Origin of the sequence: Variovorax sp. CCNWLW225 (genome assembly GCF_037204045.1) — a bacterium.
Classification (GTDB): domain Bacteria; phylum Pseudomonadota; class Gammaproteobacteria; order Burkholderiales; family Burkholderiaceae_C; genus Variovorax.
In genome coordinates this window covers 383,559-408,765 of record NZ_JBBCBV010000003.1, presented here as the reverse complement: position 1 = coordinate 408,765, position 25,207 = coordinate 383,559, and the positions used below count along the sequence as shown (strand labels likewise).

The window sequence follows — 25,207 nt, the reverse complement described above, 5'->3', positions numbered from 1 at the left end:
CTCGGATGATTAATAACAGGGGCCGTTTACCCTGTTTATCCATACATCCTTAGTTCTCGATATTTTCGCGTCGCGTTCGCGCCACTTGCAGGCACCGATTCGGGGCAGCGCCGCTGCGATCAAGGCCGAACTGTAATCACCTGGCCCCCGGTGCAACGCCGGTATCCCCTCTCCCTCTTTTGACCGCAGCCCGCCGCGCCATGCAGGCGCTTTGTCATGGGTCCGTCCGAGGGAAACGGGGCGATTGTCTCCCCTGAAAGGGGGCACATCGCTCATGCGCCAAGCCCACGGAATTTTTACATTGGTTCCCCCGTGAACAGGTCACGGCCACTGTTTTCACGCAGACCGGGAAACCCGAGCGCACCCTCGATAGCGAGTTACCTACTTGAATCGAGTGATTAGCTACCCTGTTTGGGCGATATCAGGTAGTACGTCTATGTAACAAATGATTCCGGAGTGTAACTTGACCAACATTTGCCCCCACCGTTTGCGTCAAACACCCTAGGATTGCCTCCGAAATATGACCAAACGTACTACCTCCTTTTATTCTTACTTAATGCAATTTTTCCGTATTCAATGTATTAGCAGATATTACTCATTCGAGCTTTTCCATGAAATTTCATTCGGTATTTTCGGCGCAATTCGAAGTCCCCCAGCTCTCACTGGGCGACCTGTTCGTTTCGCTGCCCAGCTCGGCAACGGCAGAACGAATTGGCAGTTCAATGGCACTTGCACCGAAAGATGTACGGCATTGGAACCAATGGACTGCAGTCGCCGGTCAATTGCCGGACACCCCGTTTGCAGCAGCCTGGCTCCTGTTGCAGGCCCGCTGGCTCGGCGCGCAACAAACGGTCCTGCACGAAGCCTCGGCGCACGGATCGCAAGCAGCCGCACGGCACACCGCGCTTGCCGAAACCCTCGATCCCGCGCAGCCGGCGGGCGCATGGCTCGCCACGCTCGACCAGAAGCGGCGCCAGGCCGCTGAAGCACCCGGCACAGACACGCCCGAGTCCTCGCCCAGCTTTCTCTGGCTCCGCGCCGAGACCGTCGCCCCCACGCTCCAGGCACCCCTTCACCTCTGGCTGAACGCCGCATCCGACGCGCCGCGCCTCCGCGCCGACGCCGCAGCAGGTCTTCTGGACGCCGCATCCATCGAGCAATTGCTGGCCGCAATCGCCGACACGGCCGCCGACCTGCTCTGCCGCCCCGACGCACTGCTGGGCGACATCCGCACCCTGCCCGAGGCTGACCGCGAGCAACAGCTCATCGCATGGAACACGCCGCCTGCCCCGCTGAACCGCCAACTCAATGTGGCGCAAATGTTCAGCCGCCAGGCCGCCGTCACCCCCGATGCGCCGGCCCTTGCCGAAGGCGATGCGCAGATGAGCTACAGCGAGCTCGAGCGCCGCTCCGGCCGACTCGCCCAACGCCTGCAGCAAACGGGTGTGCACGCAGGCGACACCGTCGGGCTGCTGCTCGATCGTTCGATGGCGGCGGTGGTGGCCCAACTGGGTGTTCTCAAGGCGGGCGCCGCCTATGTGCCAGTGCCGACGGACTTTCCAGCCGAGCGTATTGCCTACATGCTCGGCGAGGCGAACGCGCGGCTCACAATCGCCGCGCCCGCGCATCGCCATCTCGCGCCCGAGTCGATGGCCGTGCTGGTGCTCGACGAGTCCGCAGAAGTGCCCGACGGCGCCGAAGGCAATGCTGCGCCTGCTTCGTGGGAGGCCCCCGCCACCAACGGCGAATCGGTGGCGTACGTGATGTACACCTCTGGCTCGACCGGCACGCCCAAGGGCATCGAGATCTGCCATCGCGCAATCCTTCGCCTGGTGATCGATGCGGGCTATGTCGAGCTGGCTCCCGGCCGCGCGATGCTGCATGCCGCGCCGCTCGGCTTCGATGCCTCCACGCTCGAAGTCTGGGGCCCGCTGCTCAATGGCGGCTGCTGCGTCATTCACGACGAGCGCGTACCCACGGGCGCCGGCCTCGCCCGCACCATTGCACGCCACAACGTGCACACCGCCTGGCTGACGGCGGCGCTGTTCAACGCGGTGATCGACGACAACCCGGCGCACCTCTCCGGCCTGCGGCACCTGCTTACCGGCGGCGAAGCTCTTTCGGTGTCGCATGTGCGGCGCGCGTTGGCCGCGCTTCCGCAGCTCGCGTTGAGCAACGGCTACGGCCCCACCGAATGCACCACCTTCGCGGCCACCTACCGCATTCCTGCCGCGCTGCCCGCCGACCTGCGCTCGGTGCCGCTCGGGCGGCCCATCAACGACACGGTGCTGCGCGTGCTGAGCCCCACGATGGCCCTGCTTCCCACGGGCCTGGTGGGCGAGCTCTGCATCGGCGGACACGGACTGGCGCGCGGCTATCTGGGGCAACCCGCGCTGACCGAAGAACGCTTCGTGCCCGACCCCTTCGGCGCGCCGGGCGAGCGCCTCTACCGCACGGGCGACCTTGCGCGCTGGCTGCCCGACGGCACCCTCGAGTTCATCGGCCGGCGCGACGGGCAGGTCAAGATCCACGGCCACCGCATCGAAACCGGCGAGGTGGAAGCGGCCATCCTCGCCCATCCGGCGGTGAAGAGCTGCGCCGTCGTCGCGCGGCCCGATGCCGACGGGCAACTGAGCCTTGTCGCCTACCTTGTCGCGCGTTCGCAGGAAAAGCTCTCATGGGAGGCGCTGCGCGCGCACCTCGCGGCCCGCCTGCCCGCGGCCTTGCTGCCCTCCGCACAGGTCTGGCTCGATCAGCTGCCGGTTACCGCCAACGGCAAGCTCGACCGCAAGGCCCTGCCTGAACCGGCCGGCGAGCGGCCGGATCTTGCACAGCCGTTCGAGGAAGCGCGCAACGCCACCGAGCAGCGCGTGTGCGAAGCCTTTGCGCGCGCGCTGCGCATCGCCAAGGTCGGCCGCAACGACAACTTCTTTGACCTCGGCGGCGATTCGATGCGCGTGCTGCAGGTGCTGGCCGATCTGCAGCGGGACAGCGCAAAGCCGCTTTCGACCAATCTCTTCTTCCGCTATCCGACGCCGGCCGCAATGGCGGCTCAGCTGGCGCCCGCCGGTGATGCCGCGCCCACAGCCATCGATCGCCCACGCGCACCCCACGCTCAGGCAGGCACAGACTTGCAAGACGCCGTGGCGCTGGTCGCCACCGCGGGCCGCTTTCCGGGCGCCGCGGATGTCGAGCAGTTCTGGGACAACCTGGTTGCCGGCCGCGACACCATCAGCTTCTTCGACGACGAGACGCTCGACGCCGGCGTGTCCGAGGCCTTGCGTAGCGACCCGGCCTATGTGCGCGCCCGCGGCGTGATCGAAGGCATCGAGAACTTCGACGCCGCCTTCTTCGGCATCGGCCCGAAGGAAGCGGCACTGATGGACCCGCAGCAGCGCGTGTTCCTCGAGATCTGCTGGGAGTGCCTGGAGCGTGCCGGCTATGTGCCCGACGCCGCCCCCGGCCCCGTGGGCGTGTATGCCGGCATGTACAACGCCAGCTACTTCCAGCGCCACGTCAGCACGCGGCCCGACCTCATCGAGGCCGTGGGCGAGTTCCAGGTGATGCTGGCCAACGAGAAGGACTACATCACCACGCGGGTGGCCAACCGGCTCAACCTCACCGGCCCCGCGGTGAGCGTGCACACCGCCTGCTCGACATCGCTGGTGGCCGTGGCGCATGCCTTTCATGCGCTGCGCACGGGCCAGTGCTATATGGCGCTGGCGGGCGGCGCGTCCGTTACCTGCCCCACGCGCAGCGGCTACCTCTACCAGGAGGGCTCGATGCTCTCGCCCGACGGCCGCACGCGCAGCTTCGATGCGCAGGCCCAGGGCACCGTGTTCAGCGATGGCGCCGCGGTGGTGCTGCTGAAGCGCCTGGCCGACGCACAGGCCGACGGCGACACCATCTACGCGGTGCTGTGCAGTGCCGCCGTCAACAACGACGGCGGCGCCAAGGCGAGCTTTACCGCGCCCAGCGTGGATGGCCAAGCCGCGGTGATTCGCGCCGCATTGGCTGCGGCCAATGTGGAGGCGCGCAGCATCTCGTATGTAGAAGCGCACGGCACGGCCACGCCAATGGGCGACCCGATCGAAGTCGAGGCGCTGACCTGTGCCTATGGCGAACACACCGATGCGCTGGGCTTCTGCACGCTCGGTTCGCTCAAGAGCAACGTGGGCCACATGGTCACGGCGGCCGGCGCGGCCGGGCTCATCAAGGCAGCGCTTTCGCTGCACCACGAAGTGATTCCGCCGACGGCGCACTTCACCGCGCCGAACCCGTCCATCGACTTTTCGCGCACGCCCTTCTACGTGACGCCCAGCCTTCAGCCGTGGCCGCGTGCCGCCGAGCCGCGCCGAGCGGGCGTCAGCTCCTTCGGCGTGGGTGGCACCAACGCGCATGTCATCGTCGAAGAGGCGCCCCCGCGCCCCGCTTCGCCAATCGCGGTCGGCCCGCAGGTGCTGCCGCTTTCAGCCCGCTCGGAGGCCGCACTCGCAATGGCCGCGGAGCAGCTGGCGGCGCATCTCGATGCAACGCCCGGGCTGCCGCTGGCCGATGTGGCCTATACGCTGGGCGTCGGTCGCAAGGCACACGCCTTCCGCCGCGCCGTGGTGGCCAGCGATGCGGCCGAAGCCGTTGCCGCGCTGCGTGGCAGCGACGGTGCATGGCGCGTCAGCGGCCACATCGATTCGCGCGCGCCGCAGCTGGTGCTGATGTTCCCCGGCCAGGGCGCGCAGTACGCCGGCATGGGCAAGAACCTGCATGCGAACGATCCCGTCTTCGCGGCCGCCTTCGATGCTTGCGTGAAAGCCTTCGGCAACGCGCTGGACTTCGATTTGCGCGAGCGCATGTTCGAAGGCGAAGCCGATGCGCTGTCGCCCACCGCCGTGACGCAGCCCGCCATGTTTGCGCTGGAGTACGCGCTGGCACGCAGGCTGCTCTCGCTGGGTGCGCGGCCGCATGCGCTGATCGGCCACAGCGTGGGTGAGTTCGTGGCCGCGGTGCTGGCGGGTGTGATGCGGCTCGAAGACGCCGCACGGCTCGTCGCCCGCCGCGGCGCGCTCATGCAGGCCCAACCCGCGGGGGCAATGCTGTCGGTGCGCCTGGGTGCCGAACAGCTCACGGCCAGGCTCGGCGATTCGCTATCTCTTGCCGCGGACAACGGCCCGACCGCCTGCGTGGCCGCCGGCCCCTTCGAGGCCATTGCGGCGCTGCAGGCCTCGCTGCAGGAAGAAGACATTCCGAGCCGCCCGCTGCAGACATCGCACGCATTCCACAGCGCAATGATGGACGGCGCAGTCGAGCCCTTCGAAGCGCTGGTCAGTGAAGTGGCACTGCATCCGCCGACGATTCCGATCTATTCGACGCTCACCGGCCGGCTGCTCGAAGACGCCGAGGCGACCAGCGCCAGCTACTGGGCCCGCCACCTGCGCGGCACCGTTCACTTTTCACCGGCCGTGCGCAACGTCATGGAACACACGACGCGGCCGCTCTTCGTCGAGGTTGGCCCCCGCAACGCGCTGACCACGCTGGTGCGCCAGCACGGCGCCGGCGAGGTGATGCCGCTGCTGCATGGCGAGCCGGCCGACGAGGCCCGCACCCTGCGCCTGGCGCTGGCGCGCCTTTGGACATCCGGTGCCGATGTCGAGTTGTCGCGGCTCGCGGTGCGCACCGGCGCCCAGCGGGTTCGCCTGCCCACCTATCCGTTCGAGCGCAAGCGTTTCTGGGTCGACATCGCGGCCCCCGCGGCAAAGCCGGCCACCTTGCCGGAAGCCGCGCCGCCCGTGCCCGCCCTTTTCGTACCACCCCCCGTTTTGGAGAAGACCGTGACAGTTGCTGCAGCGCCCCCGCTACCTGTTTCTTCCGCATCCGCTTCGTCGGAGGCCTCGCTGGACGCGCGGCTGCGGTCTCTGTTCGAAGACATCTCCGGCATCGACATGGCCCAGGCGGAAGGGAACGCCGCCTTCAGCGAACTCGGGCTGGACTCGCTCACGCTGACCCAGGTCGCCACGCAGATCAAGAAGCGCTTCAAGGTGAACCTGAGCTTCCGCCAGCTCATGGAGAACTACCGCAGCCTCGACGCGCTCGGCGCATTCCTGCGGGAAAGCCTGCCGGCCGAATCCGTAGCTGCAGTCGCGGCTGCTCCGGTAATCGCTCCGGTAGTGGCTCCGGTGAGCGCAACCGTTTTTGCCCCTGCGGCAACGGCAATCACTGTGCCGGCCGCCGTGCATCCGTCGCCCCTTTTCACGCCGCTGCAAGCCAGCGGAATCGGCGCCACACCGCTTGTACAACTGGTTACGCAACAAATGGAATTGATGCGGCAGCAGCTCGCGCTGCTGTCGGGCGCCGGGGCGGATCTGTCCCATGACGCGGCTGCACAGGCGGTGCAACAGGCCACCCAGCCCGCCATGCAGGCCGCCGTGCCGCAGCCGATGCCGGCCTCACCAGCGCTGCCCAATGCCGACGAGCCCGCCGCAGCCAAGGAGCCGGTGCGCTACGACGTGACAAAGGCTTTCGGCGCCATCGCACGCATCCACACGCAGCGCACCGCCGAGCCGAGCGGCCGGCAAAAGGCGCGGCTTGCGGCCTTCATGCGCCGCTACGTGGCACGCACGCAAAAGAGCAAGCAGTTCACCGAAGCCAACCGCCCCCACATGGCCGACCCGCGCGTGGTCAACGGCTTTCGCCCGATCACCAAGGAGATCACCTACCAGATCGTCATCGAGCGCTCCAAGGGGTCGAAGCTCTGGGACCTGGACGGCAACGAATACGTCGATGCGCTCAACGGCTTCGGCATGAACATGTTCGGTTGGCAGCCCGACTTCGTGCAGGAAGCCGTGCGCCGCCAACTCGACGAGGGCTATGAGATCGGCCCGCAGCATCCGCTGGCCGCCGAAGTCACGGCGCTCATCTGCGAGCTCACGGGCAGCGACCGCGCGGCGCTTTGCAACACCGGCTCCGAAGCGGTCATGGCGGCGCTGCGCATCGCGCGCACGGTCACCGGGCGCAGCACCGTGGTGGTGTTCACGGGCTCCTACCACGGCACCTTCGACGAAGTGCTGGTTCGCGCCGGCAAGGGCGGCAAGGGCCTCTCGGCCGCGCCCGGCGTGATGAGCGGCATGTTCGGCGACATCCGCGTGCTGGACTACGGCACGCCCGAGGCGCTGGCCTTCATCCGCGAGAACGCCGAAGACCTTGCCGCCGTGCTGGCCGAGCCGGTGCAAAGCCGCCGCCCCGACTTCCAGCCGCGCGAGTTCCTGGAAGAAGTGCGTGCCATCACCGCGCAGAGCGGCAGCTGCCTGATCTTCGACGAGGTCATCACGGGCTTTCGCGTCGGGCTGGGTGGCGCGCAAGAACTGTTCGGCATACGCGCCGACCTTGCCACCTACGGCAAGGTGATCGGCGGCGGCTTCCCGGTCGGCGTGATTGCCGGCAAGCGCGAGTTCATGGATGCGCTCGACGGCGGCGCCTGGCAGTACGGCGACGACTCCATTCCCGGCGTGGGCGTGACCTACTTTGCCGGCACCTTCGTGCGGCACCCGCTCGCGCTGGCCGCGGCCAAGGCATCGCTCACCTATCTGAAAGAGGCTGGCCCCGCGCTGCAGATCGGCCTCAGCACCAGCACGGGCACGATGGCCGAGGAGCTCACTGCGTGGTGCGCCGAGGTGGGCGCGCCCATCGCCATCAGGCACTTCGCTTCGCTCTGGCGCGTGAGCTGGCTCGAAGACCATCCGCTGCAGGACCTGCTGTTCGCAATGATGCGCAGCCGCGGCGTGCACATCCTGGACAACTTCCCGTGCTTCCTCACGAGCGCGCACAGCGCCGAGGACATCGAGACCATCCAGCGCGCATTCAAGGAGTCCGTGGCCGAGATGCAGGAATCCGGATTCCTGCCGCGCCGCGCAACGGTCATCACCGGCTTCGACTACCGCAAGGCCGAGGAAGAAGACGGCTCCGTTCTCGCCCGCGACATCGATGGCCAGCCCTTCTGGTACGTGCCCGACACCACCTCTTCCCCCAGCCATCTGATCAATGGAAAGGCCACAGCATGAACGCCGTTCTTCGCCCCCCCGCCGCCGCGGGCCTTATCGAATGCGTCATTCCGACGACTGAATCGCAGCGCGAAGTCTGGCTCGGCGCAACGATGAGCACCGAAGCCTCGCTCTCGTACAACGAATCGGTGCTGCTGCGCTTTCGCGGGCCGCTCGACCGCGATGCCATGGCGCGTGCCGTGGCACGCCTCGTCGCGCGCCACCAGTCGCTGCGCGCCACGGTCTCGCCCGACGGCACCTGCATGCTGGTCGGCCAGCCGCCCGAAGACCCGATGGAGCAAAAGGACCTGAGCGGCCTCTCGCCCGAAGCCCGGGCACAGGCGTTGAAGACGGCCCACGACACCGCGGTGTGCACGCCTTTCTCGCTGGAGCAAGGCCCGCTGTTCCGCGCCGTGCTGTACCGGCTTGGCGATGCCGAGCATGAACTCGTCATGTCGGCGCACCATGTGGTCTGCGACGGCTGGTCGTGGGTGGTCATTACCGAGCAGCTCGGCCATCTGTATGCCGAGCAAACCGGCAACGGCCTGCGGCTCAAGCCGGCGCCGACCTATGCGGCCTTTGCCGCGGAAGAAGCCGCCGAAGCCGCGCATCCCGACATGCAGGTGCATGTGGACTACTGGCTGGAGCGCTTTCCCGGCGGAACCCTGCCCGTGATCGAGCTGCCGCTCGACCACCTGCGCCCCGCCACGCGCACCTTCAGCTCGCGCCGCGCCGAGCGGCTGCTCGACCGCCGCCTGGTGACCACGCTGCGCTCGATGAGCGCTAAGACCGGCGCCAGCCTGTTCGCGGGCCTGCTCACCGGCTTTGTCGCCACGTTGCACCGCCTTACCGGGCAGGACGACATCGTGGTCGGCATTCCGGCGTCGGGCCAGATCGCGCGCGACATGCCCGACCTGGTGGGCCACTGCGTCAACCTGCTGCCGCTGCGCCTTGCCGCGCACGGCCAGATGCGCTTCGACGCATTGCTGGGCGAATGCAGCACCGCCGTGCTCGATGCCTTCGACCACCAGGCGCTCACCTACGGCGCGCTGCTGGGCAAGCTTGCGCTGCAGCGCGACCCGAGCCGCCTGCCGCTGGTGAGCGTGGTGTTCAACGTCGACCCCGACGTGGCCAGCAGCACGCAGGCCTTCACCGGCCTGGATGTCACGCAGGACACCATCCCCCGCCAGTACGAGAACTTCGAGCTCTTCCTGAACCTGCGCCCGCTCGACGGCGGGCTGCAGATGGAGGCGCAATACAACGCCGACCTGTTCGACGAGGCCAGCGTGCAGCGCTGGCTCGACATGTTCGAGTGCGTGCTCCGCTCGGCCGCGCGCAATCCGGGCGAAACCGTCGGCCGGCTCGAGGTGCTTTCACCGGAAGGCGCGCAAGAACTCATCGCGTTGCAGCCGCCGCCCACCCCGCTGGAAGGCGCGCCGCATGCGCTCGCACGTTTCCTGGCCCGCGTGCCTCTGCAGCCTGACCGCCCTGCCGTGCGCGACGGCGCGCGAATCTTCACCTATGCCGAACTAGACGCGCAGTCCAACCGGCTCGCGCGTGCATTGCGCGAGCGCGGCGTGCGGCGCGGCCACCATGTGGGCCTGTGCCTGGAGCGCAGCCTCGAGATGGTGCTTGCAATGGTCGCCGTGCTCAAGGCGGGCGCCGCCTACGTGCCGCTCGACCCCGCCTTTCCGCAGGCGCGCCTCGACCACTACGCCAAGGATGCCGGCCTCAGCCTGCTGCTGACCTCGTCGGACATTGCCGCGGCGCCGCGCAGCTGGCGCGAGGGCGCGGGCGAACAGGTGTTCGAGATCGACCGCGACAGCGCCTGGCAACAGGCCTCCGGCGATCCCCTGCCCCCGAGCGAAGACGACGCCGGCCCGGACGACCCTGCCTATGTGATCTACACCTCCGGCTCCACCGGCCTGCCCAAGGGCGTCTCCGCGCGGCACGCATCGGTGGCCAACCTGCTGCAGTGGATGCAGAGGAAGTCCGGCATGAACGCCAGCGACCGCATTGCCGCGGTGACCACGCTGTCGTTCGACATGGCGGTGCCCGACCTGCTGCTGCCGCTGGCCGTGGGCGCCGAGATCGTGATGGTGCAGCGCGAACTGGCCATGGACGGCGTGCGCCTGAGCACGCTGCTTCAGGAAGAGCAGATCAATTTCCTGCAGGCCACGCCCGGCATGTGGCAGCTGCTGCTCGACGCCCAATGGCCGGGCGCACCGGGCTTTCGCGGCTGGATCGGCGGCGAGCCGCTGCGCCCGAGCTTTGCGCTTGCGCTGTGCGAGCGTCTTTCGGAGCTCTGGAACGGCTATGGCCCGACCGAAACCACGGTGTATTCGACCGCATGGCTGGTCGACCCCAAGGCCGTGGCATCGCGCGGCGTGTCCATCGGCCACCCGGTGGACAACACCGAGATCTGGATTCTCGACGCCGACCTGCAGCCCTGCCCCATCGGCGTGCCGGGAGAAATCTGCATTGCCGGCGACGGGCTGTCGCAAGGCTACATCGACCGGCCCGAGCTCACGGCCGAGCGCTTCGTCACCGCCCGCATCTTCGGAACGGCCAAGCGGCTGTACCGCACCGGCGACCGCGGCCGCTGGCGCAACGACGGGCTGATCCAGCATCTGGGCCGGCTGGACTTCCAGCTCAAGGTGCGCGGCTACCGCATCGAGCCGGGCGAGATCGAGGCGCGCTGCCGCGAGGTGGCCGGCGTTTCGCGCTGCGTGGTCGTGGCGCGCGAAGACAGCCCGGGCGACGTGCGCCTGGTGGCCTACCTTGCGCTCACGCCCGGTGTCGAGTTCGACCAGGACGTGCTGATGGCGCACCTGCGCGAGCACCTGCCCGCCTTCATGCTGCCGCAGCACGTGGTGGCGCTGAAGACGCTGCCCACGCTGCCCAACGGCAAGGTCGACCGGGTTTCGCTGCCGCCGCCGCAGGCCGTCTCGCGCGACGAGGCGCGGCGCGGCGCGGCCCCCCGCACCGATTGCGAACGCAAGGTGCTCGAAACCATGGAAAAGGTGCTGAGCCTGCCCGGCCTCGACATGCGGGACGACTTCTTCGCCATGGGCGGCCATTCGCTGCTGGCTTCGCGCCTGACCACGCTGCTGAGCCGCGAGTTCAAGATCACGCTGCCGCTGCGCTCGCTGTTCGAAGCGCCCACGGCCGAAAAGCTGGCCGCCGTGGTCGAAGGCCTGCAAAGCGCGGGCTCCCGGGCACAGGCGCCGCTGCCCTGCCGCATCAATCGCAAGACGGCGCCGCTGACGCCGTCGCAGGAACGCATCCGGTTCATGGAGGACCTGCATCCCGGCCGCTCGGTCTACAACGCGCCCGCCGCCCAGCGCCTGACCGGCAACTTCGATATGCAGCGCTTCGAGGCCGCGTTCAGGGAAATCATTCGCCGCCAGCCCGCCCTGCGCACCCGCATGGCGACCGACCCGCACACCGGGCAGCCGGTGCAGGCGATGTCGGAGGCGGTGGACTTCGAACTGCCGTTCATCGACCTGCGCAACCTGCCGGCCGATCAGCGCGAAGCCGAGCTGGCCGATCGCATGCAGGAGCTTGCCGACCGGCCGATCGACATTCACCGCGCGCCCATGATGCATGCGGCGGTGTTCCAGCTCGATGCGCATGAGCATGTGTTCGTGTTCGTGCCGCACCACCTGATCTGGGACGGCTGGTCATTCGATCTGCTCCAGCGCGAGCTCTCCGCCATCTACGACGCGGCGGAACGCGGTCGCCCGCACGGCCTGCCCGCGCTTGCCACCACGCATGGCGACTATGCCGAATGGCAGGCCAACTGGATGAACGAGCCCGGCTTCCAGGAGCAGCTGGACTTCTGGCTGAAGCGCTTCGCCGAGGCGCCGATGCCGCGCCTGCCCAACACCGACATGCCGCGGCGCTCGGGCAAGAGCGGCCAGGGCGGCGCGCAGTGGATCCGCGTCGACCTTGCGACCACGCAGCAGTTGCGCAAGGTGGCCCGCGACGTGGACGTGACGCTGAGCATGCTGACCTTCGGCATCTATGCGCTCACCATGAGCCGGGTCATCGGCTCGGAGTCGATCGTCATCGCCAACCCGGTGCGCGGCCGCCAGCAGCCCGAGACCGAAGACGTGATGGGCTTCTTCAACAACGTGCTGCCGGTGTCGCTGCAGGTCAAGCTGGACCAGCCGCTCGCCGAGTTCATGCGCTACGTGAAGCGTGAGCTGCTGTCGATCATGAACTACCAGCAGGTGCCGTTCGAGCGGCTCATGGCGGAGCCCGCCCTGGGCGCCCGCATCCGCGCGGTCGGCCCTTACCAGACGATGTTCTCGTTCCAGGACGCGCGCGACCGCGCACGGCGCCTGGGCAGCCTGCAAACCCGCCAGCTGCACCTGATGCAGCACGGCGCCACCGACGACATCGGCATGTGGCTGATGGACAAGCCGCACGGGCTGGAGGGCGCGCTGAACTACAACGCCGACATCTACCTGCGCGAAACCGGCGCGCACCTGCGCGACCGCTACCTGGAGTTGCTGCAACGGGCCGCCGAGCATCCCGAAGCCACGCTGGACGAACTGTCCACCGAAGAAGGCTCGGCCAGCGCCGTGTACCTGCGCAAGCTCGCGGCGGTCGATCCGCTCAAGGCCACGGCCGCGGCACCGGTCAACGGCACGGCCGTGGCCCCGAAGGCGGACGAAACGCTCCTGAACCCGGAGCACGCCCGCCTCGCGCAGATCTGGGCCTCGGTGATCGGCATCGACGTGAACGACATCCGCCCGACGGACAACTTCTTCGACCTCGGCGGAGATTCGCTGCTCGTGCTGCGGGCGCTGCAGCAGACCGAGCAGACGCTGGGCTATCGCGTGCAGTCGCGCCGCTACCTGTTCGAGAACCTCGGCCAGATCGCAGCCTCCGCCCGCGAAGCGCATGACAGCGCCGATCTCTCGGAGCTCGCGCCGCTGGCCATGGGCAACCTCAAGGCCGGTGCGCGCGGCGAGGGCCTGCTGAGCCGCACCTTCGGCGGCTGGCTGCGCAAGGAGTAACGATCATGGGACACGCGGCCTTCGCCCTTTCTTCTGTCGACGCACCGCTTTGCCGGTATTTCGACCTGGATGACTGCGCCGGTCCCGGCGCCGCGCTGATCCTCTCCAAGGAGGAACGCACACGCGCCGGACAGTTCCGCTTTCCCCAGGAGCGGCAACGCTACGTGGCGGCGCACGCCGCGCTGCGCTACGCGCTGGCCGAGCAGACCGGCGCACGCGCCGATGCGCTGCGCTTCACGCACAGCGCCTTCGGCAAGCCGTCGCTGCTGGGCTGGCCGCGTGTTCATTTCTCGCTGAGCCACAGCCAGGGGCTGGGCCTGATCGCCATCGGCGAGCGCGGCCCGCTGGGCGTGGACGTGGAGCAGCTTCGCCCGGTGCCCGACGCATTGGCACTTGCCGCCACGCATTTCACGCGGCTGGAGAACGAAGCGCTGCGCGCCCTGCCCGCCAACGAGCGCGACCAGGCCTTTCTCACCTGCTGGACGCGCAAGGAGGCCTGCCTCAAGGCCATCGGGCTGGGGCTGATCGTGCCTCCGGAGCGCTTTGAAGTGGGTGTGGACGCGGACTGCCGCAGCGTCGAGGTGCCGGTCGCCGGCCGAATCCTGTGGCTTGTGCTGCAGCCCGCGCCTTCGCGCATGGACAGCGTGGGATCGATCGCCGAGTGGCGGCAGACCCACACCCGCGCCAGCGTGCCGCGCGGGGCAACGGAGAGCTTTGCATGACCCCCTATCCATTCCTTTTCGGCCCCGCATCGCGGCAGATCTTCGGCCTGTTCCACGCCGCCGAGGAAGCTCTGCCCGGAAACACTGCGGTGCTCATCTGTCCGCCTTTCGGGCAGGAGGGCATGCGCACGCACCGCTTCTTCAAGGTGCTGGCCGAACGCCTGGCGCGCTCCGGCATCGCAACCTTGCGCTTCGACTTCTACGGCACCGGCGATTCACCGGGCGACGAGGACGACGGCGAGCTCGACGGCTGGCGGCGCGACCTGTGCTCTGCGCATGAAGAGCTGCGCCGGCGCGCACCGGGGAGCCGCATCGTCTGGGTGGGCGCGCGGCTCGGCGCCACCCTGGCCGTGCTGGCGGCGCGCAACGGGCGCTGCGACCCGGCGCGGCTGGTGCTGTGGGAGCCGGTGATCGACGGGCGCCGCTATGCGCGCCTGCTGCGCGAAGAGCATGTGGCGGCCCTCGACACGACCTTCTGCATTCCCGACCTGGCGTGGCGCCGCAGCCTTTCGCGCGAGCCCGGCGCCATGCCCGAGGAGGCACTGGGCACCTCGCTTTCGCCCACGCTGCGCACGCAGCTGGCCACGCTCACGCCTGAATCGCTCCCGCTCACGGCCCTGCACGACACGCTGGTGCTCACAGGGCCGGACGACGAAGAGACGGCGCAGTGGGCGGCCGAGCAGCAGTCGCGCTACATGCCGGTACGCCTTGCGTACTTCCAGCACCGGCTCGACTGGACTTCAGACCCCTACCCCAACAGCGCCATGGTTCCGGCCGACGCGCTCAACCGCCTGCAGGGGGCCCTTCATGAATGACATGACGCAAACCCCGGTGCGGTTCGGCGCCGGCAACTCGCTGGTCGGCACCGTCACGATGCCCGCGCGGCAAGTGCCGGCCACCGCCGCATGCCTGATGTTCAACATGGGCGCCAACCATCGCATCGGCCCGCGCCGCATCAACGTGAAGCTGGCGCATGTGCTGGCCGCGCGCGGCGTGAGCAGCCTGCGCTTCGACCTGGGCGGCGTGGGAGACAGCGAGGCGTCCGACTTTTCGCACGACCTGCAGACCCGCGCCATGCACGACCTGCAGGCCGGCATGGACCTGCTCGAGAAAACGATGGGCATCCGGCAGTTCGTGATCGTGGCCATGTGCTCGGGCGTGGAGCACGCCATGGCGGTGGCCGAAGCAGACCCGCGCGTGGTCGCAATTTCGCTGTTCGACGGCTTCGCGTTTCCGGAATGGCGCTCACGCTGGGAGCGCACGGTGCGGCGCGCCATTGCAGCCCCCGCGCACCCGGCGTTCGCCGGCAAGGCCAAGCGCTGGCTCCAGCGGCACTTTCTGCGCAGCCATTCGACAAAGGCGCTGCCCGGCTTCTTCACGGAAAGAAAGCCGCCGCAGGTCAACGCCCTGTGGTTCGGCGCGGCCATGAAGCGCCTGGTCGAACGGAAGGTGGCGGTGCAACTGCTGTACTCGGGCTCCCTGCATGTGTCGGACCGCGGCCGCGACCAGCTCGGGCCCTTCCGGCGCGAGCCCTTCGCGCAGGCCCTCCAGTACGAGTTCATGCGCGAGCTCGACCACACCTTCTGCACGGCAAAGGGCCAGCAGCTCTTTCTCCAGTCGGTCGGCGACTGGGTGACCGCATGCGCCTCGGGCGCCGGCGCCGAGCGCCGCACCGTGAGCCCCACGCCGGCCGTTGCCGAGCCCCCGCTGCATGGCGCCTACGCGCCGCAGTGAACCCATTCCAGGACTTTCAGGATCCCCCACGAGCAAAGGACCATCCCATGGCACACCTTGACCCAGCCAGTTCTTCGCGCGGCGCACCCGTTGCCCCCGCGTCCGTCCAAGCTTCCGCCCGCGAGCGCGTCCGACGCCGGATCGGGTCGGTGGTTGCGCTGGTGCTGCCGCTGTGCCTGGCTGGCTGCGGGATTCCCGGCTTCAAGACGCCGGACACCAGCGGCTGGAGCAGCTCCCACGCGGAAGGCGAGCCGAAGATCGTTCCCATCACGCCCGAGCTGATCCGCACCCGCGCCGCGCAGGAGCCGCAGGGCGTGCCGGCGGAGGTGCGGCAGCTCTTCGGCAAGGCCCCGGCCTACACGATCGCTCCAGGCGACGTGATCGGCATCGTGGTGTACCGGCATCCGGAACTCATGCCCAATGCGGGCGCCGTGATCTCGCAGCAGTCGGACCCGACGGGCGTGAGCGTGGCTCCCGGCTTCATCGTCGACGGATCGGGCGAGATCAGCTTTCCCTACATCGGCCGCACCAAGGTCGAGGGCATGACGGAAAGCGCCGCCTCAGACCTGATCACGCGGCGCATTTCACCCTTCGTGAAAGACCCGCTGGTCAGCGTTCGGATCCAGTCGTTCCGCAGCCGCCGCGTGTACGTGGAAGGCGAGGTCCGCACCCCGGGCCTGCAGATCTTCACCGACGTGCCGATGACGCTTGCAGAGGCGATCAACCGCGCCGGCAGCGTGACCACGGCCGCCGACCGCTCCCGCGTGACCCTCACGCGCGGCGATCGCACGGTGACCATCGACCTGCCGCTGCTGCAGCGCTACGGCTTCGACGCGAGCCGCATTCCGCTGCAGAACGGCGACCTCGTGAACGTGGGCACCCGCGAAGACAGCCGCGTGTATGTGATGGGCGAGATCCGCAACCCCTCGGCCCTGCTGATGCGCAACGGCCGGCTCAGCCTGAACGAGGCGCTGGGCGATGCGGGCGGGCCCGACCTGCTGACCTCGTCGCCCGGCCAGATCTACGTGGTGCGCAACTCGCGCGGCGAAGTGCCCGAGATCTACCACCTCGACGCGAAGAACCCGGTGGCGCTGGCGCTGGCCGACCGCTTTCCGCTGCAGGCGCGCGACGTCGTCTACATCGACCCGGTGCCGCTGGTGCGATGGAACCGCGTCATCAGCCTGATCCTTCCCGCCGCGCAGGTCGTGAACCTTGGCGGCACGGCAAGCCGCCGCTGAACCCTCCCCTCCCGTCCAGGCAACCCAAAAAGGTGATCTCATGAATGCGCACTGGCAACCCATGGTTACCGCCCCCACAGATGCGGCGCCGGCTTCCGAGCAGCCTCCTTCAAGACTGCGGGAGCACATCGACCTGCTGATCGACAACCGATGGAAGATCGCGAAGATCACCGCGGTGGCGCTGCTGATCGGCGCCGCCTACGCGATGTTCGGGCCGCGCGTGTACGAGGCCAACGTGCTCATCCAGGTCGAAGACCCGGAGCGCTCGGGCGGCACGCTGGTCGGCGACTCCGCGAGCAGCGCACTGAACGCCAAGACGCCGACGGCCGGCGAGGCCGAGATCCTGAAGTCGCGCCTGGTGCTCGGGCAGGCCATCGAGAACACCAAGCTCTACATCGAGGCCGAGCCGCTCTATCTGCCGATCGTCGGCCCCTGGCTCGCACGCCGCGCGAAGACGCTCTCCGAACCCGGTTTTGCGGGCCTTTCGGGCTACGTGAGCGGCAACGAGCGCATCGTGGTGGCGCAGATGGACGTGCCGACGGATCTGGAGGGCACGCGCTTCCTGCTGACCGCGGGCGAGAACGGCGCCTACACGCTGACGCACCCCAAGCTGGATGCGCCGCTCGAAGGCAAGGTCGGCACGCCGCTCGACGCCGAAACGCCGCTCGGCCCTGTGCACCTGCTGGTGGGCTCCGTCTCGGGGTTGCCGGGCGCTGCGTTCTCGCTGGTGCGCCAGTCGAAGCAGCTCACCCTGCTCGAGCTGCAGAAGGACCTGCGCGTCATCGAAAAAGGCAAGCAGTCTTCGGTGATGGACGTGAGCTGGCAGACCGGCAACCGCACGCAGCTGGCCAACCTCCTCAATGAAGTCGCTCGGCTGTATGTTCGCGTGAACATCGACCAGAAGACGGCACAGGCCCAGCGCGCGCTCAACTTCCTGGGCGGCGAGCTGCCCAAGTTCAAGCAGCAGCTGGAGGACTCCGAAGAGGTCTACAACCAGTACCGCAACCGCAACGGCACGATCAGCCTCGACGACGAGGCGCGCAACGCGCTGTCGCAGAACATCGACCTGCAGACGAAGCTCTTCGATGCAACGCAGAAGCGGCTGGAGCTGACCGAGCGCTTCACGGCCCGCGACCCGAGCGTCATGACCATCGACGCGCAGATCGCCTCGCTGAAGAAGGCGCTCGGCGGCGTGGAGCAGCGCATCCGGCGCATGCCGATGATGCAGCAGGACTCGCTGCGCATGCAGCGGGACATCAAGGTCAACACCGACCTCTACGTGTCGCTCCTGAACAGCTCGCTGCAGATGCGGCTCGCGAAAGAGGGGCGCATCGGCAACGTGCGCGTGCTCGACCAGGCGCTGACGCCTGAAAAGCAGATCCGACCCAAGGCCTCGATCACCATGGCGCTTGCGCTGCTGGCGGGCCTGTTCCTCGGCGCGGCCTCGACCTTCATGCGCAGGTCGTGGCGCAACACCATCGCCAGCCCGGCCGAGATCGAAACCCACACGGGCCTGGACGTGTACAGCACCGTCACTCTGAGCGACCAGCAGCGCCATCTCGACCGCGCCGTGCTCCACGGCAAGCCCGGCGTGCACCTGCTGGCGGCGGCTCATCCGGACGATCCGGCGCTCGAGGGCTTGCGGCGGCTGCGCACCGCGCTGAAGTTCGCGATGCCGCGCGCGCTGAACAACCGGATCATGATTTCCAGCGCCACGCCCGGCGCGGGCAAGACCTTCGTGTCGTCCAACCTCGCGGCGGTGCTTGCATCGAGCGGCCGGTGCGTGCTGCTGATCGATGCCGACCTGCGGCGCAGCAGCGTGGCACCCCGCTTCGGACTGAAGCGCACAGGCGGCCTCTCGGAGCTGATCCAGGGCTCCATCGAGCTCGACGGCGCCATCCACAAGGGAGTCCTGCCGCATCTCGACGTGATGACGACAGGCGCGTTGCCGTCCGACCCGACGGGCCTTCTCACGAGCGATGCCTTCGCCCGCGTGCTCGAGAAGGTCTCGACGCGCTATGACGTGGTGATCGTCGACACGCCGCCCACCCTGCTCGCATCGGAAACGGCCGAGATGGCGACCTGCATGGGCACGCTGCTCATGGTTGCGCGCGCCGGCGACAACGAGCTGGGCGACCTGACCGAAAGCGTGAAGCAGCTGCGGCACGCCGGTGCGCATTTCCAGGGCGTGGTGCTCAACGCGCTGGACACGCGCCGGCGCTACTACGGCAGCCTTGCCTACCGCTACGGTGCCTACCGGCTGCGGGCACACGACTATCCGACCGCGCCCGAACTGCCCCGGCCCGCAACGCCGGTCGCAGCCGCGGCCGCCGCGGAGGGAGCGACAGCGTGAACACCCTGCGATCGAATGCTCCCGTCCAGTGGGCGGGCAATTCGCGGTTGCTGATGGCCACCAAGCGCGGTATGGACATCGTGATGGCGAGCTGCTTCTTCCTCTTCCTGGGCTGGGTCTACGCGCTGGTGTGGCTCGGCGTGCGGCTGACCTCCGGCGGCCCGGCGATCTACAAGCAGCCGCGCTACGGCCGGGACGGGCGCGTCTTCAGCTTCTACAAGTTCCGCTCGATGGTGGCCGACTCCGACGCGGTGCTGGCGCGCCACCTGCGGGAGAACGAAGAGGCGCGGCGGCAATGGGACATGTACCAGAAGCTCGAGCATGACCCGCGCATCACGCCCTTCGGCGCGTTCCTGCGCAAGTACAGCCTCGACGAACTGCCGCAGTTCTGGAACGTGCTCAAGGGCGACATGAGCATGGTCGGCCCGCGCCCCTGCATGTTCTCGCAGAAGGACCTGTACGGCCCTTACTGGGGCCACTACTGCTCGGTGCGCCCGGGCATCACCGGCCTGTGGCAGGTGAGCGGGCGCAGCGAAGTCAGCTACCGGCGCAGGGCCGCCATGGACGCCGACTACGTCGCCACGCTGTCTCTGCGCCAGGACATCGTGATCCTGCTGAAAACCTTTCTGGTGGTCGCGGGCGCAAAGGGTTCCGGCTAGGCGCCGGGGGCGCGCGCACTCCCTGTTCCGACCATCTCAATCCTCAACCTTCAACCGAAAGAACATATGCGTATATACGTTGCTGGTCATCGCGGCATGGTGGGTCAGTCGCTCATGAAGCGCCTGCGGGGCCTGGGGCACGAGGTCGTCACGCGGGGCCGCGAGGAGCTCGACCTGCTCGACCAGGAGGCCGTGCGCCGGTTCTTCGCCACCGAGCAGATCGACCAGGTCTATCTCGCGGCGGCAAGGGTCGGCGGCATCCACGCCAACATGACTTACCCGGCGGAGTTCATCTACCAGAACCTCCTGATCGCCGCCAATGTCACGCACCAGGCGTTCCTTGCGAACGTCAGGCGTCTCCTGTTCCTCGGCTCGAGCTGCATCTACCCGCGGCTTGCCGAGCAGCCCATCCACGAAGGTGCGCTGCTCGGCGGCAAGCTCGAGCCGACGAACGAACCCTATGCAATCGCGAAGATTGCAGGCATCAAGCTGTGCGAGAGCTACAACCGGCAGTACGGCGCCTCCCACGGCATCGACTACCGCAGCGTGATGCCCACCAACCTCTACGGGCCCGGCGACAACTACCACGCGCAGAACAGCCACGTGGTGCCGGCCCTCATCAGGCGCTTTCACCTGGCCAAGGCAGAGAACGCCCCCGAGGTGGTGATCTGGGGCACCGGCCGCGCGCGGCGCGAGTTCCTCTATGTCGACGACATGGCCGACGGCTGCATCGCGGTGATGGACATGACGCGCGACAGCTACGAGCAGCACACCACGCCCATGTGCGCCCACATCAACCTCGGCACGGGTGAAGACCTGTCGATCGGCGAACTGGCAGCGTTGATCGGCGACGTCGTCGGCTACCGCGGCCGGATCTGCTTCGACACCTCGCAGCCGGACGGCGCGCCCAGGAAGCTGCTCGACGTGTCGTGCGCAGCCGCCATCGGGTGGCACGCCACGGTGCCGCTCGAAGAAGGCCTGCGCCGCACCTATGCGGCCTACCAGGAGGCGATCCGCCCGGTCCAAGAGATCGCCCACGCCTGAGCCGAACACTTCACACCCCCGACCTCTACAAGGCCTGTCATGAGAACACTCTGCTTCTGGTTCGGCATTGCGGCTGCGTTCGCATGCGCCCAGGTAGACCCGGTCTGGGGCTACGCGGCGGTGTGCGTGCTCTCGCTGGTGCAGCTTGCAACGCTCGGCGCCGCGGGAACGAGCACGTTCCTGCTGATCCACTACACCGCCATCCTCACCTACTTCTCGGTGGCGCCGGCCATGCAGATCGCGGCCGACGTTTCGTTCTGGGACACGGGCGTGATCGGCGCGGGCGCGCACACGCAAGCCATCACGCTGCTGCTGCTGTACATGGCGGGTGTGGAGGCCGCCAGGTTCGGCATGCATGAGGCGGCGGCCCCGGCTCTCGCGCGCGGGGCCGGCGTGCCCGAGACGCAGATCGCCGGCGTTGCGCACCCCGTGCTGCTGCTGTTGAGCGGCACGGTCGCGGCGTTCGCGTCGCTGTTCATCCGCCCCGACCTGAACTTCATCGCGCGCGGCCTGCCGGACGAAGGCCAGAACCTTCCGGTCGATTTCATCGTCTATTCGACGCTGCCGAAGCTCATCGTACTGATGTGCTTCGTGGCGCTGGCCATCCACGCATACCGCCGCCGGACGATCTGGTCGTGGTGCGCCGCCGGCTTTGCGCTGGTGCTGGCCGGCATTGCGGCCTATCCGGTCAACACGCCGCGGCAGATCCTGCTGATCGGCCTGCTGCCGCTTTTCATCTACGTGCTCGGCGTGAAGCGCCGCTGGCTGCTCGCCATGCTGATCTTCGGTGCCATCGCCGGCCTCGGCCCGGTGCTGAACCTGATTTCTCGCGGCAGCTTCTGGGGCGAGACGCTAACCACCTTTCCCTACAGCCAGGACTTCGACGCGATGTACATCGTGGCCGGGCTGCTGGAGCGCGCGCCCGAACCCGAGCTCGGTTTTGGCCGCTACCTGTTGTCGGCCTTCTCTTTCATGTTGCCGCGCAGCCTGAAGATGTATCCGGAGTTCGACCCCCTGGGATGGCCGGCCGTGCTGGGCAACTTCTCGCAGAGCAACCTCTCGCTGCCGCCATTCACCACGGCGTACTTCGACTTCGGCCTGGCGGGGCCGGTGATGCTCGGCCTGGCGGTCTCGGCCCTGTTCCGCGTGCTCGACAAGGTGGCCCAGCCGCATGCCGCGCTCTCGAGCACCTACCTGTGCGCTCTGGTGCTGCTGGCCGCATATGTGCCCTTCATGCGCGGCCCGATTCTCGGGTGGGGCCCGTTCGCGGCCTCGGGGCTGATCGCGGCGGTTTTTGCCGGGCTGCTGAGCTCGCGGTTTCGCCAGCCGCGCCGCGCGCCGGCGATCTACGCCCAGGGCACGACGTGAGGTTTCACCATGTACAAATACCTCTTCTACGACTCGATCAGCCTCAACAAGGGCGCGGGCGGCGTGCTGAATGTGTCCGATCTTCTGCTGCGCAGGATGCGCATGTGCAAGGGCGACCACATCCAGCCGATCAGCGAGCGGCACCCGCGCATCTACGCCGCCGCGCAGCGCCTGAAGATCAGCCGGTTCCTGCTGGAGATAGCGCTCTACAACTATCACCGGCTGAGGGCGCTGGTGTCCGGCGAGACGGTGTTCTCGCTGTTCCCCAACTACTTCCTTCCGTTCACGCTTTTCGGGCGCCACCGCGATTCGATCGTGGTGGTGCACGACCTGCAGTACAAGGCCTACCCGCAGTATTTCAGCCGCACCAAGCGCTTGTGGCTCGACTGGTGCCTGCGGCGCGTGGCGCGCAGCGCGGCCGATGTGGTGTTCATCAGCAGGAGCAGCCAGCAGGATTTCGAGCGCTACTTCGGGCGCTGCGAGCACCCGAACGTCATCTTCAACCCGGTCGATGCGACGCGCTCGCCCGGCCCGCCGGGCCCGGTCAAGCCGGCACGCGCGGCGGCCATTGGCGAGCGCTACCTCATCGCCTCGTACCACTACTACCCGCACAAGAACTTCGACGGCACGCTGAAGCTGTTCGAGCGCATGAAGCGCGAGGGCCTGGTCGACTGGCTGGACGTTACCGGCAACGGCGCCGCAGAAGTGAAGCGGATGGCCGCCCGCATGGATCCCGCCATCAGCGGCTGCGTGCGCCACAGGGGAATGGTTTCGCGCAAGGAACTGACGCAGCTTTACTGCGGCGCGGCGGCCTTCATTTCGCTGTCGGCGTTCGAGGGCTTCAACCTTTCCGCCGCCGAGGCCGCCACGCTGGGCGTGCCGCTCCTGCTGTCGGACATTCCCGTGCACAGGGAGCTGTTCGGCGACTACGCCTTCTTCATCGGCAACGGCTCCACCGACCTCGACGGTTTGTCGCGCTACCTGGCCGAGCACCGGGCCAAGCAGCCGGCCTGGCCGCTCGCCGAAGCTTGCGCACCGGGCACGGTGGCAAGGCGCTACCTCACGCTCAAGCATGAAGCCGTTTCGCTCGCGGGGGCCATGTGATGACCTGGCTTGCAGGCGCTCTTCGGCGGCTTCTCCCGGCATGGCTGCTGTGCGCGGCTTGCGCGGCGTCGGCCGCGCCGCCGATGACGGGCTTCGGGGTGATGGTGCATTACCTGCCCGACAAGCAGACCATCGCCGATGTGGCGCGATTCGATGCCGAGGCGCTTGCGGCATCGCTCGCACGCATGCGGGCCTCCTACCTCATCCTGACGCTCGGCCAGAACAACGGCCAGTTCATCGCGCCCAATGCGGCGCTGGAGCTGCTGTGCCCCGGCAGCATCGAGAACCGCCCACCGCGCGACCTGCCGATGGAGATCGCCCGCGCCTTGCAGCGCCGCGGCATTGGGCTGGTGCTGTATTTGCCCTTCCGTGCGCCGCAGGGCGATGCCTACCTGATGGATTGCCTGGGCGATGTTTCGGAGCAGAAGCCGCCGCCCGCGCGCTTCATCGCCGGATGGACCGCGGTGGTCCGGGAATGGTCGGAACACTACGGCGCGCTGGCCAAGGGCTGGTGGTTCGACGGTGTCTACAACACCAAGGGCATGTCGGCCGAAGACTGGAACGGGCTCTGCGCCGCCGCGCGCACCGGTGCGCCCAAGCGGTGGCTCGCCTTCAACTCCGGCGAGGGGCCGCAGCGCTTCAGTGCCAAGGCCGCGCCGTGCCAGAACCTCATGGCGGGCGAGCTCCTGCAGCCTCCGGCGCCTTCGGTGCCTTCCACCACCCCCGCATCGGGCCTGGCGTTCCACGTGCTCACGCCGCTCGGCGCGTCGTGGGGCCAGACCACTGCGCCGCGCTTCACGGCCGCCCAGGTGCGCGACTGGATCGCCGATGCGAAAGCGCGCGGCGGGCTGTTCACGCTCGACCTGCCGCTGGACTCGGACTACCGCTTTCTACCCACGCACATCGCGCTGGTGCGCAGCGCCACCGCGCCCCGGCCCTGAGCGCCGACCCACGACCAACGCCATCTTTTTTCCATAGCCCATGACCAACGCTCTCGCATTCATCGTGGTGGAAGACCGCCAGAACAAGACCCTGCTGCTGTGCCGCGAGTCCGCGGCCCGGGCCGAGGAGCATCTCGTCGTGCTGGCGGGCACCGACGCCGGACCCGACTACGAGCGCCTGTGCAGCCACTATGTGCACCTGTCCAGCAACTCGCCGGAGTTCGAGAAGATCTGCTTCCGGCGCTACTTCCTCCTGGCCGAATATCTCAAGGCGCATCCGGAGTGCCGCGAGTTCGTGCTGATCGACAGCGACGTGCTGCTGTTTCGCGGCGTCGGCGCGCACATACGGCGCGTGGCCGGAAAGGCGGATTTCTCCGGCTCCTACATGCGCCCCCGCGACGGCTGGGACCCATGCCAGATATCGCCGCACGTGAGCTACTGGACCGCGATGGGCCTGCAGCGCTTCATCGCCTTTGTGCTCAACACCTACGCCACGCCCGCCGGCCGCCGCAAGCTGCGCGCCATTGCGGCGCGGTTCGCAGCCCGCGGCGTGCGCGGCGGCGTGTCCGACATGACGCTGCTCCACCTCTGGGCCCAGGCGAGCGGCAATGCGGATCCGATCAACCGCGTGTTCGGCGGACGGATGATCGACCACAACATCAACGGCGGCCACAACCTGCTGTTGAACGAATTCCAGGCCCGGGGCGGCGCCAAGCGCATCGTGTATGTCGACGGCCAGCCCAGCGTGGTCACGCCGGCCGGCGAGCTGGTGGGCGTGATGGCCCTGCACTTCCAGGGCAGCGCAAAGATGGCCATGTCGCACGTGCTGCATGGCCGCGTGCACACGGCCGCCGCGCTGACGTATGTGCTGCAGGCGGCGCGCCGCGCCAAGAACTGGGCCTTCGGCCGCGGCCTGCTCGCGCAGCGTGCCGCCAGCGCCGGCCCATTCGCGGGCGCCTCCGCGCCGAAATGACGCGGCCCGGCACG

Annotated in this window: 13 protein-coding genes; all 13 read left to right on the top strand. The window is 68.1% G+C overall.

Annotated elements, in window-relative coordinates; translation table 11 throughout:
* Positions 1-611: 611 nt before the first annotated feature.
* Positions 612-8,051, top strand: a complete 7,440-nt coding sequence (locus V9L20_RS09560) for an amino acid adenylation domain-containing protein (RefSeq protein ID WP_443098558.1) — start codon at positions 612-614, stop codon at positions 8,049-8,051.
* On the top strand, positions 8,048-13,057 hold the full coding sequence (locus V9L20_RS09555; protein ID WP_337296407.1) for an amino acid adenylation domain-containing protein: 5,010 nt from the start codon (positions 8,048-8,050) through the stop codon (positions 13,055-13,057). The genes V9L20_RS09560 and V9L20_RS09555 overlap by 4 nt, the downstream gene beginning before the upstream one ends.
* 5 nt (positions 13,058-13,062) lie before the next feature.
* Positions 13,063-13,779, top strand: a complete 717-nt coding sequence (locus V9L20_RS09550) for a 4'-phosphopantetheinyl transferase family protein (RefSeq protein ID WP_258507299.1) — start codon at positions 13,063-13,065, stop codon at positions 13,777-13,779.
* Positions 13,776-14,594: an alpha/beta fold hydrolase gene (locus V9L20_RS09545; RefSeq protein ID WP_258507301.1), complete on the top strand. Its 819-nt coding sequence runs from the start codon at positions 13,776-13,778 to the stop codon at positions 14,592-14,594. Before V9L20_RS09550 ends, V9L20_RS09545 begins: the two co-directional genes overlap by 4 nt.
* Complete coding sequence (locus V9L20_RS09540; protein WP_337296406.1) at positions 14,587-15,513, top strand: hypothetical protein; 927 nt, start codon at positions 14,587-14,589, stop codon at positions 15,511-15,513. The genes V9L20_RS09545 and V9L20_RS09540 overlap by 8 nt, the downstream gene beginning before the upstream one ends.
* A gap of 47 nt (positions 15,514-15,560) precedes the next feature.
* Complete coding sequence (locus V9L20_RS09535) at positions 15,561-16,751, top strand: polysaccharide biosynthesis/export family protein (RefSeq protein ID WP_337296405.1); 1,191 nt, start codon at positions 15,561-15,563, stop codon at positions 16,749-16,751.
* Between the two features lie 40 nt (positions 16,752-16,791).
* The gene (locus tag V9L20_RS09530) at positions 16,792-19,104 is read left to right on the top strand and encodes a polysaccharide biosynthesis tyrosine autokinase (protein WP_337296404.1); all 2,313 of its coding nucleotides are present in this window, start codon (positions 16,792-16,794) and stop codon (positions 19,102-19,104) included.
* Positions 19,101-19,763 carry a sugar transferase gene (locus V9L20_RS09525; RefSeq protein WP_337296403.1) on the top strand — a complete coding sequence of 221 codons (663 nt, stop codon included), beginning with the start codon at positions 19,101-19,103 and terminating at the stop codon, positions 19,761-19,763. Before V9L20_RS09530 ends, V9L20_RS09525 begins: the two co-directional genes overlap by 4 nt.
* Positions 19,764-19,829: 66 nt before the next feature.
* Complete coding sequence (locus tag V9L20_RS09520; RefSeq protein WP_337296402.1) at positions 19,830-20,807, top strand: GDP-L-fucose synthase family protein; 978 nt, start codon at positions 19,830-19,832, stop codon at positions 20,805-20,807.
* A gap of 39 nt (positions 20,808-20,846) precedes the next feature.
* Positions 20,847-22,175, top strand: coding sequence for a hypothetical protein (locus V9L20_RS09515; RefSeq protein ID WP_337296401.1), 1,329 nt, complete (start codon positions 20,847-20,849; stop codon positions 22,173-22,175).
* Between the two features lie 9 nt (positions 22,176-22,184).
* On the top strand, positions 22,185-23,279 hold the full coding sequence (locus V9L20_RS09510; RefSeq protein WP_258507318.1) for a glycosyltransferase: 1,095 nt from the start codon (positions 22,185-22,187) through the stop codon (positions 23,277-23,279).
* Entirely contained in the window at positions 23,279-24,220 is a 942-nt protein-coding gene (locus tag V9L20_RS09505) for a hypothetical protein (RefSeq protein WP_337296400.1), read from the top strand. The genes V9L20_RS09510 and V9L20_RS09505 overlap by 1 nt, the downstream gene beginning before the upstream one ends.
* Positions 24,221-24,260: 40 nt before the next feature.
* The gene (locus tag V9L20_RS09500; protein ID WP_337296399.1) at positions 24,261-25,193 is read left to right on the top strand and encodes a hypothetical protein; all 933 of its coding nucleotides are present in this window, start codon (positions 24,261-24,263) and stop codon (positions 25,191-25,193) included.
* Positions 25,194-25,207: the final 14 nt, after the last annotated feature.

Coding starts and splice junctions, on each gene's coding strand:
- V9L20_RS09520 (WP_337296402.1), top strand. CDS start 19,830: ATGCGTATATACGTTGCTGGTCATCGCGGCATGGTGGGTCAGTCGCTC.
- V9L20_RS09505 (WP_337296400.1), top strand. CDS start 23,279: ATGACCTGGCTTGCAGGCGCTCTTCGGCGGCTTCTCCCGGCATGGCTG.
- V9L20_RS09540 (WP_337296406.1), top strand. CDS start 14,587: ATGAATGACATGACGCAAACCCCGGTGCGGTTCGGCGCCGGCAACTCG.
- V9L20_RS09555 (WP_337296407.1), top strand. CDS start 8,048: ATGAACGCCGTTCTTCGCCCCCCCGCCGCCGCGGGCCTTATCGAATGC.
- V9L20_RS09560 (WP_443098558.1), top strand. CDS start 612: ATGAAATTTCATTCGGTATTTTCGGCGCAATTCGAAGTCCCCCAGCTC.
- V9L20_RS09545 (WP_258507301.1), top strand. CDS start 13,776: ATGACCCCCTATCCATTCCTTTTCGGCCCCGCATCGCGGCAGATCTTC.
- V9L20_RS09510 (WP_258507318.1), top strand. CDS start 22,185: ATGTACAAATACCTCTTCTACGACTCGATCAGCCTCAACAAGGGCGCG.
- V9L20_RS09535 (WP_337296405.1), top strand. CDS start 15,561: ATGGCACACCTTGACCCAGCCAGTTCTTCGCGCGGCGCACCCGTTGCC.
- V9L20_RS09500 (WP_337296399.1), top strand. CDS start 24,261: ATGACCAACGCTCTCGCATTCATCGTGGTGGAAGACCGCCAGAACAAG.
- V9L20_RS09550 (WP_258507299.1), top strand. CDS start 13,063: ATGGGACACGCGGCCTTCGCCCTTTCTTCTGTCGACGCACCGCTTTGC.
- V9L20_RS09515 (WP_337296401.1), top strand. CDS start 20,847: ATGAGAACACTCTGCTTCTGGTTCGGCATTGCGGCTGCGTTCGCATGC.
- V9L20_RS09530 (WP_337296404.1), top strand. CDS start 16,792: ATGAATGCGCACTGGCAACCCATGGTTACCGCCCCCACAGATGCGGCG.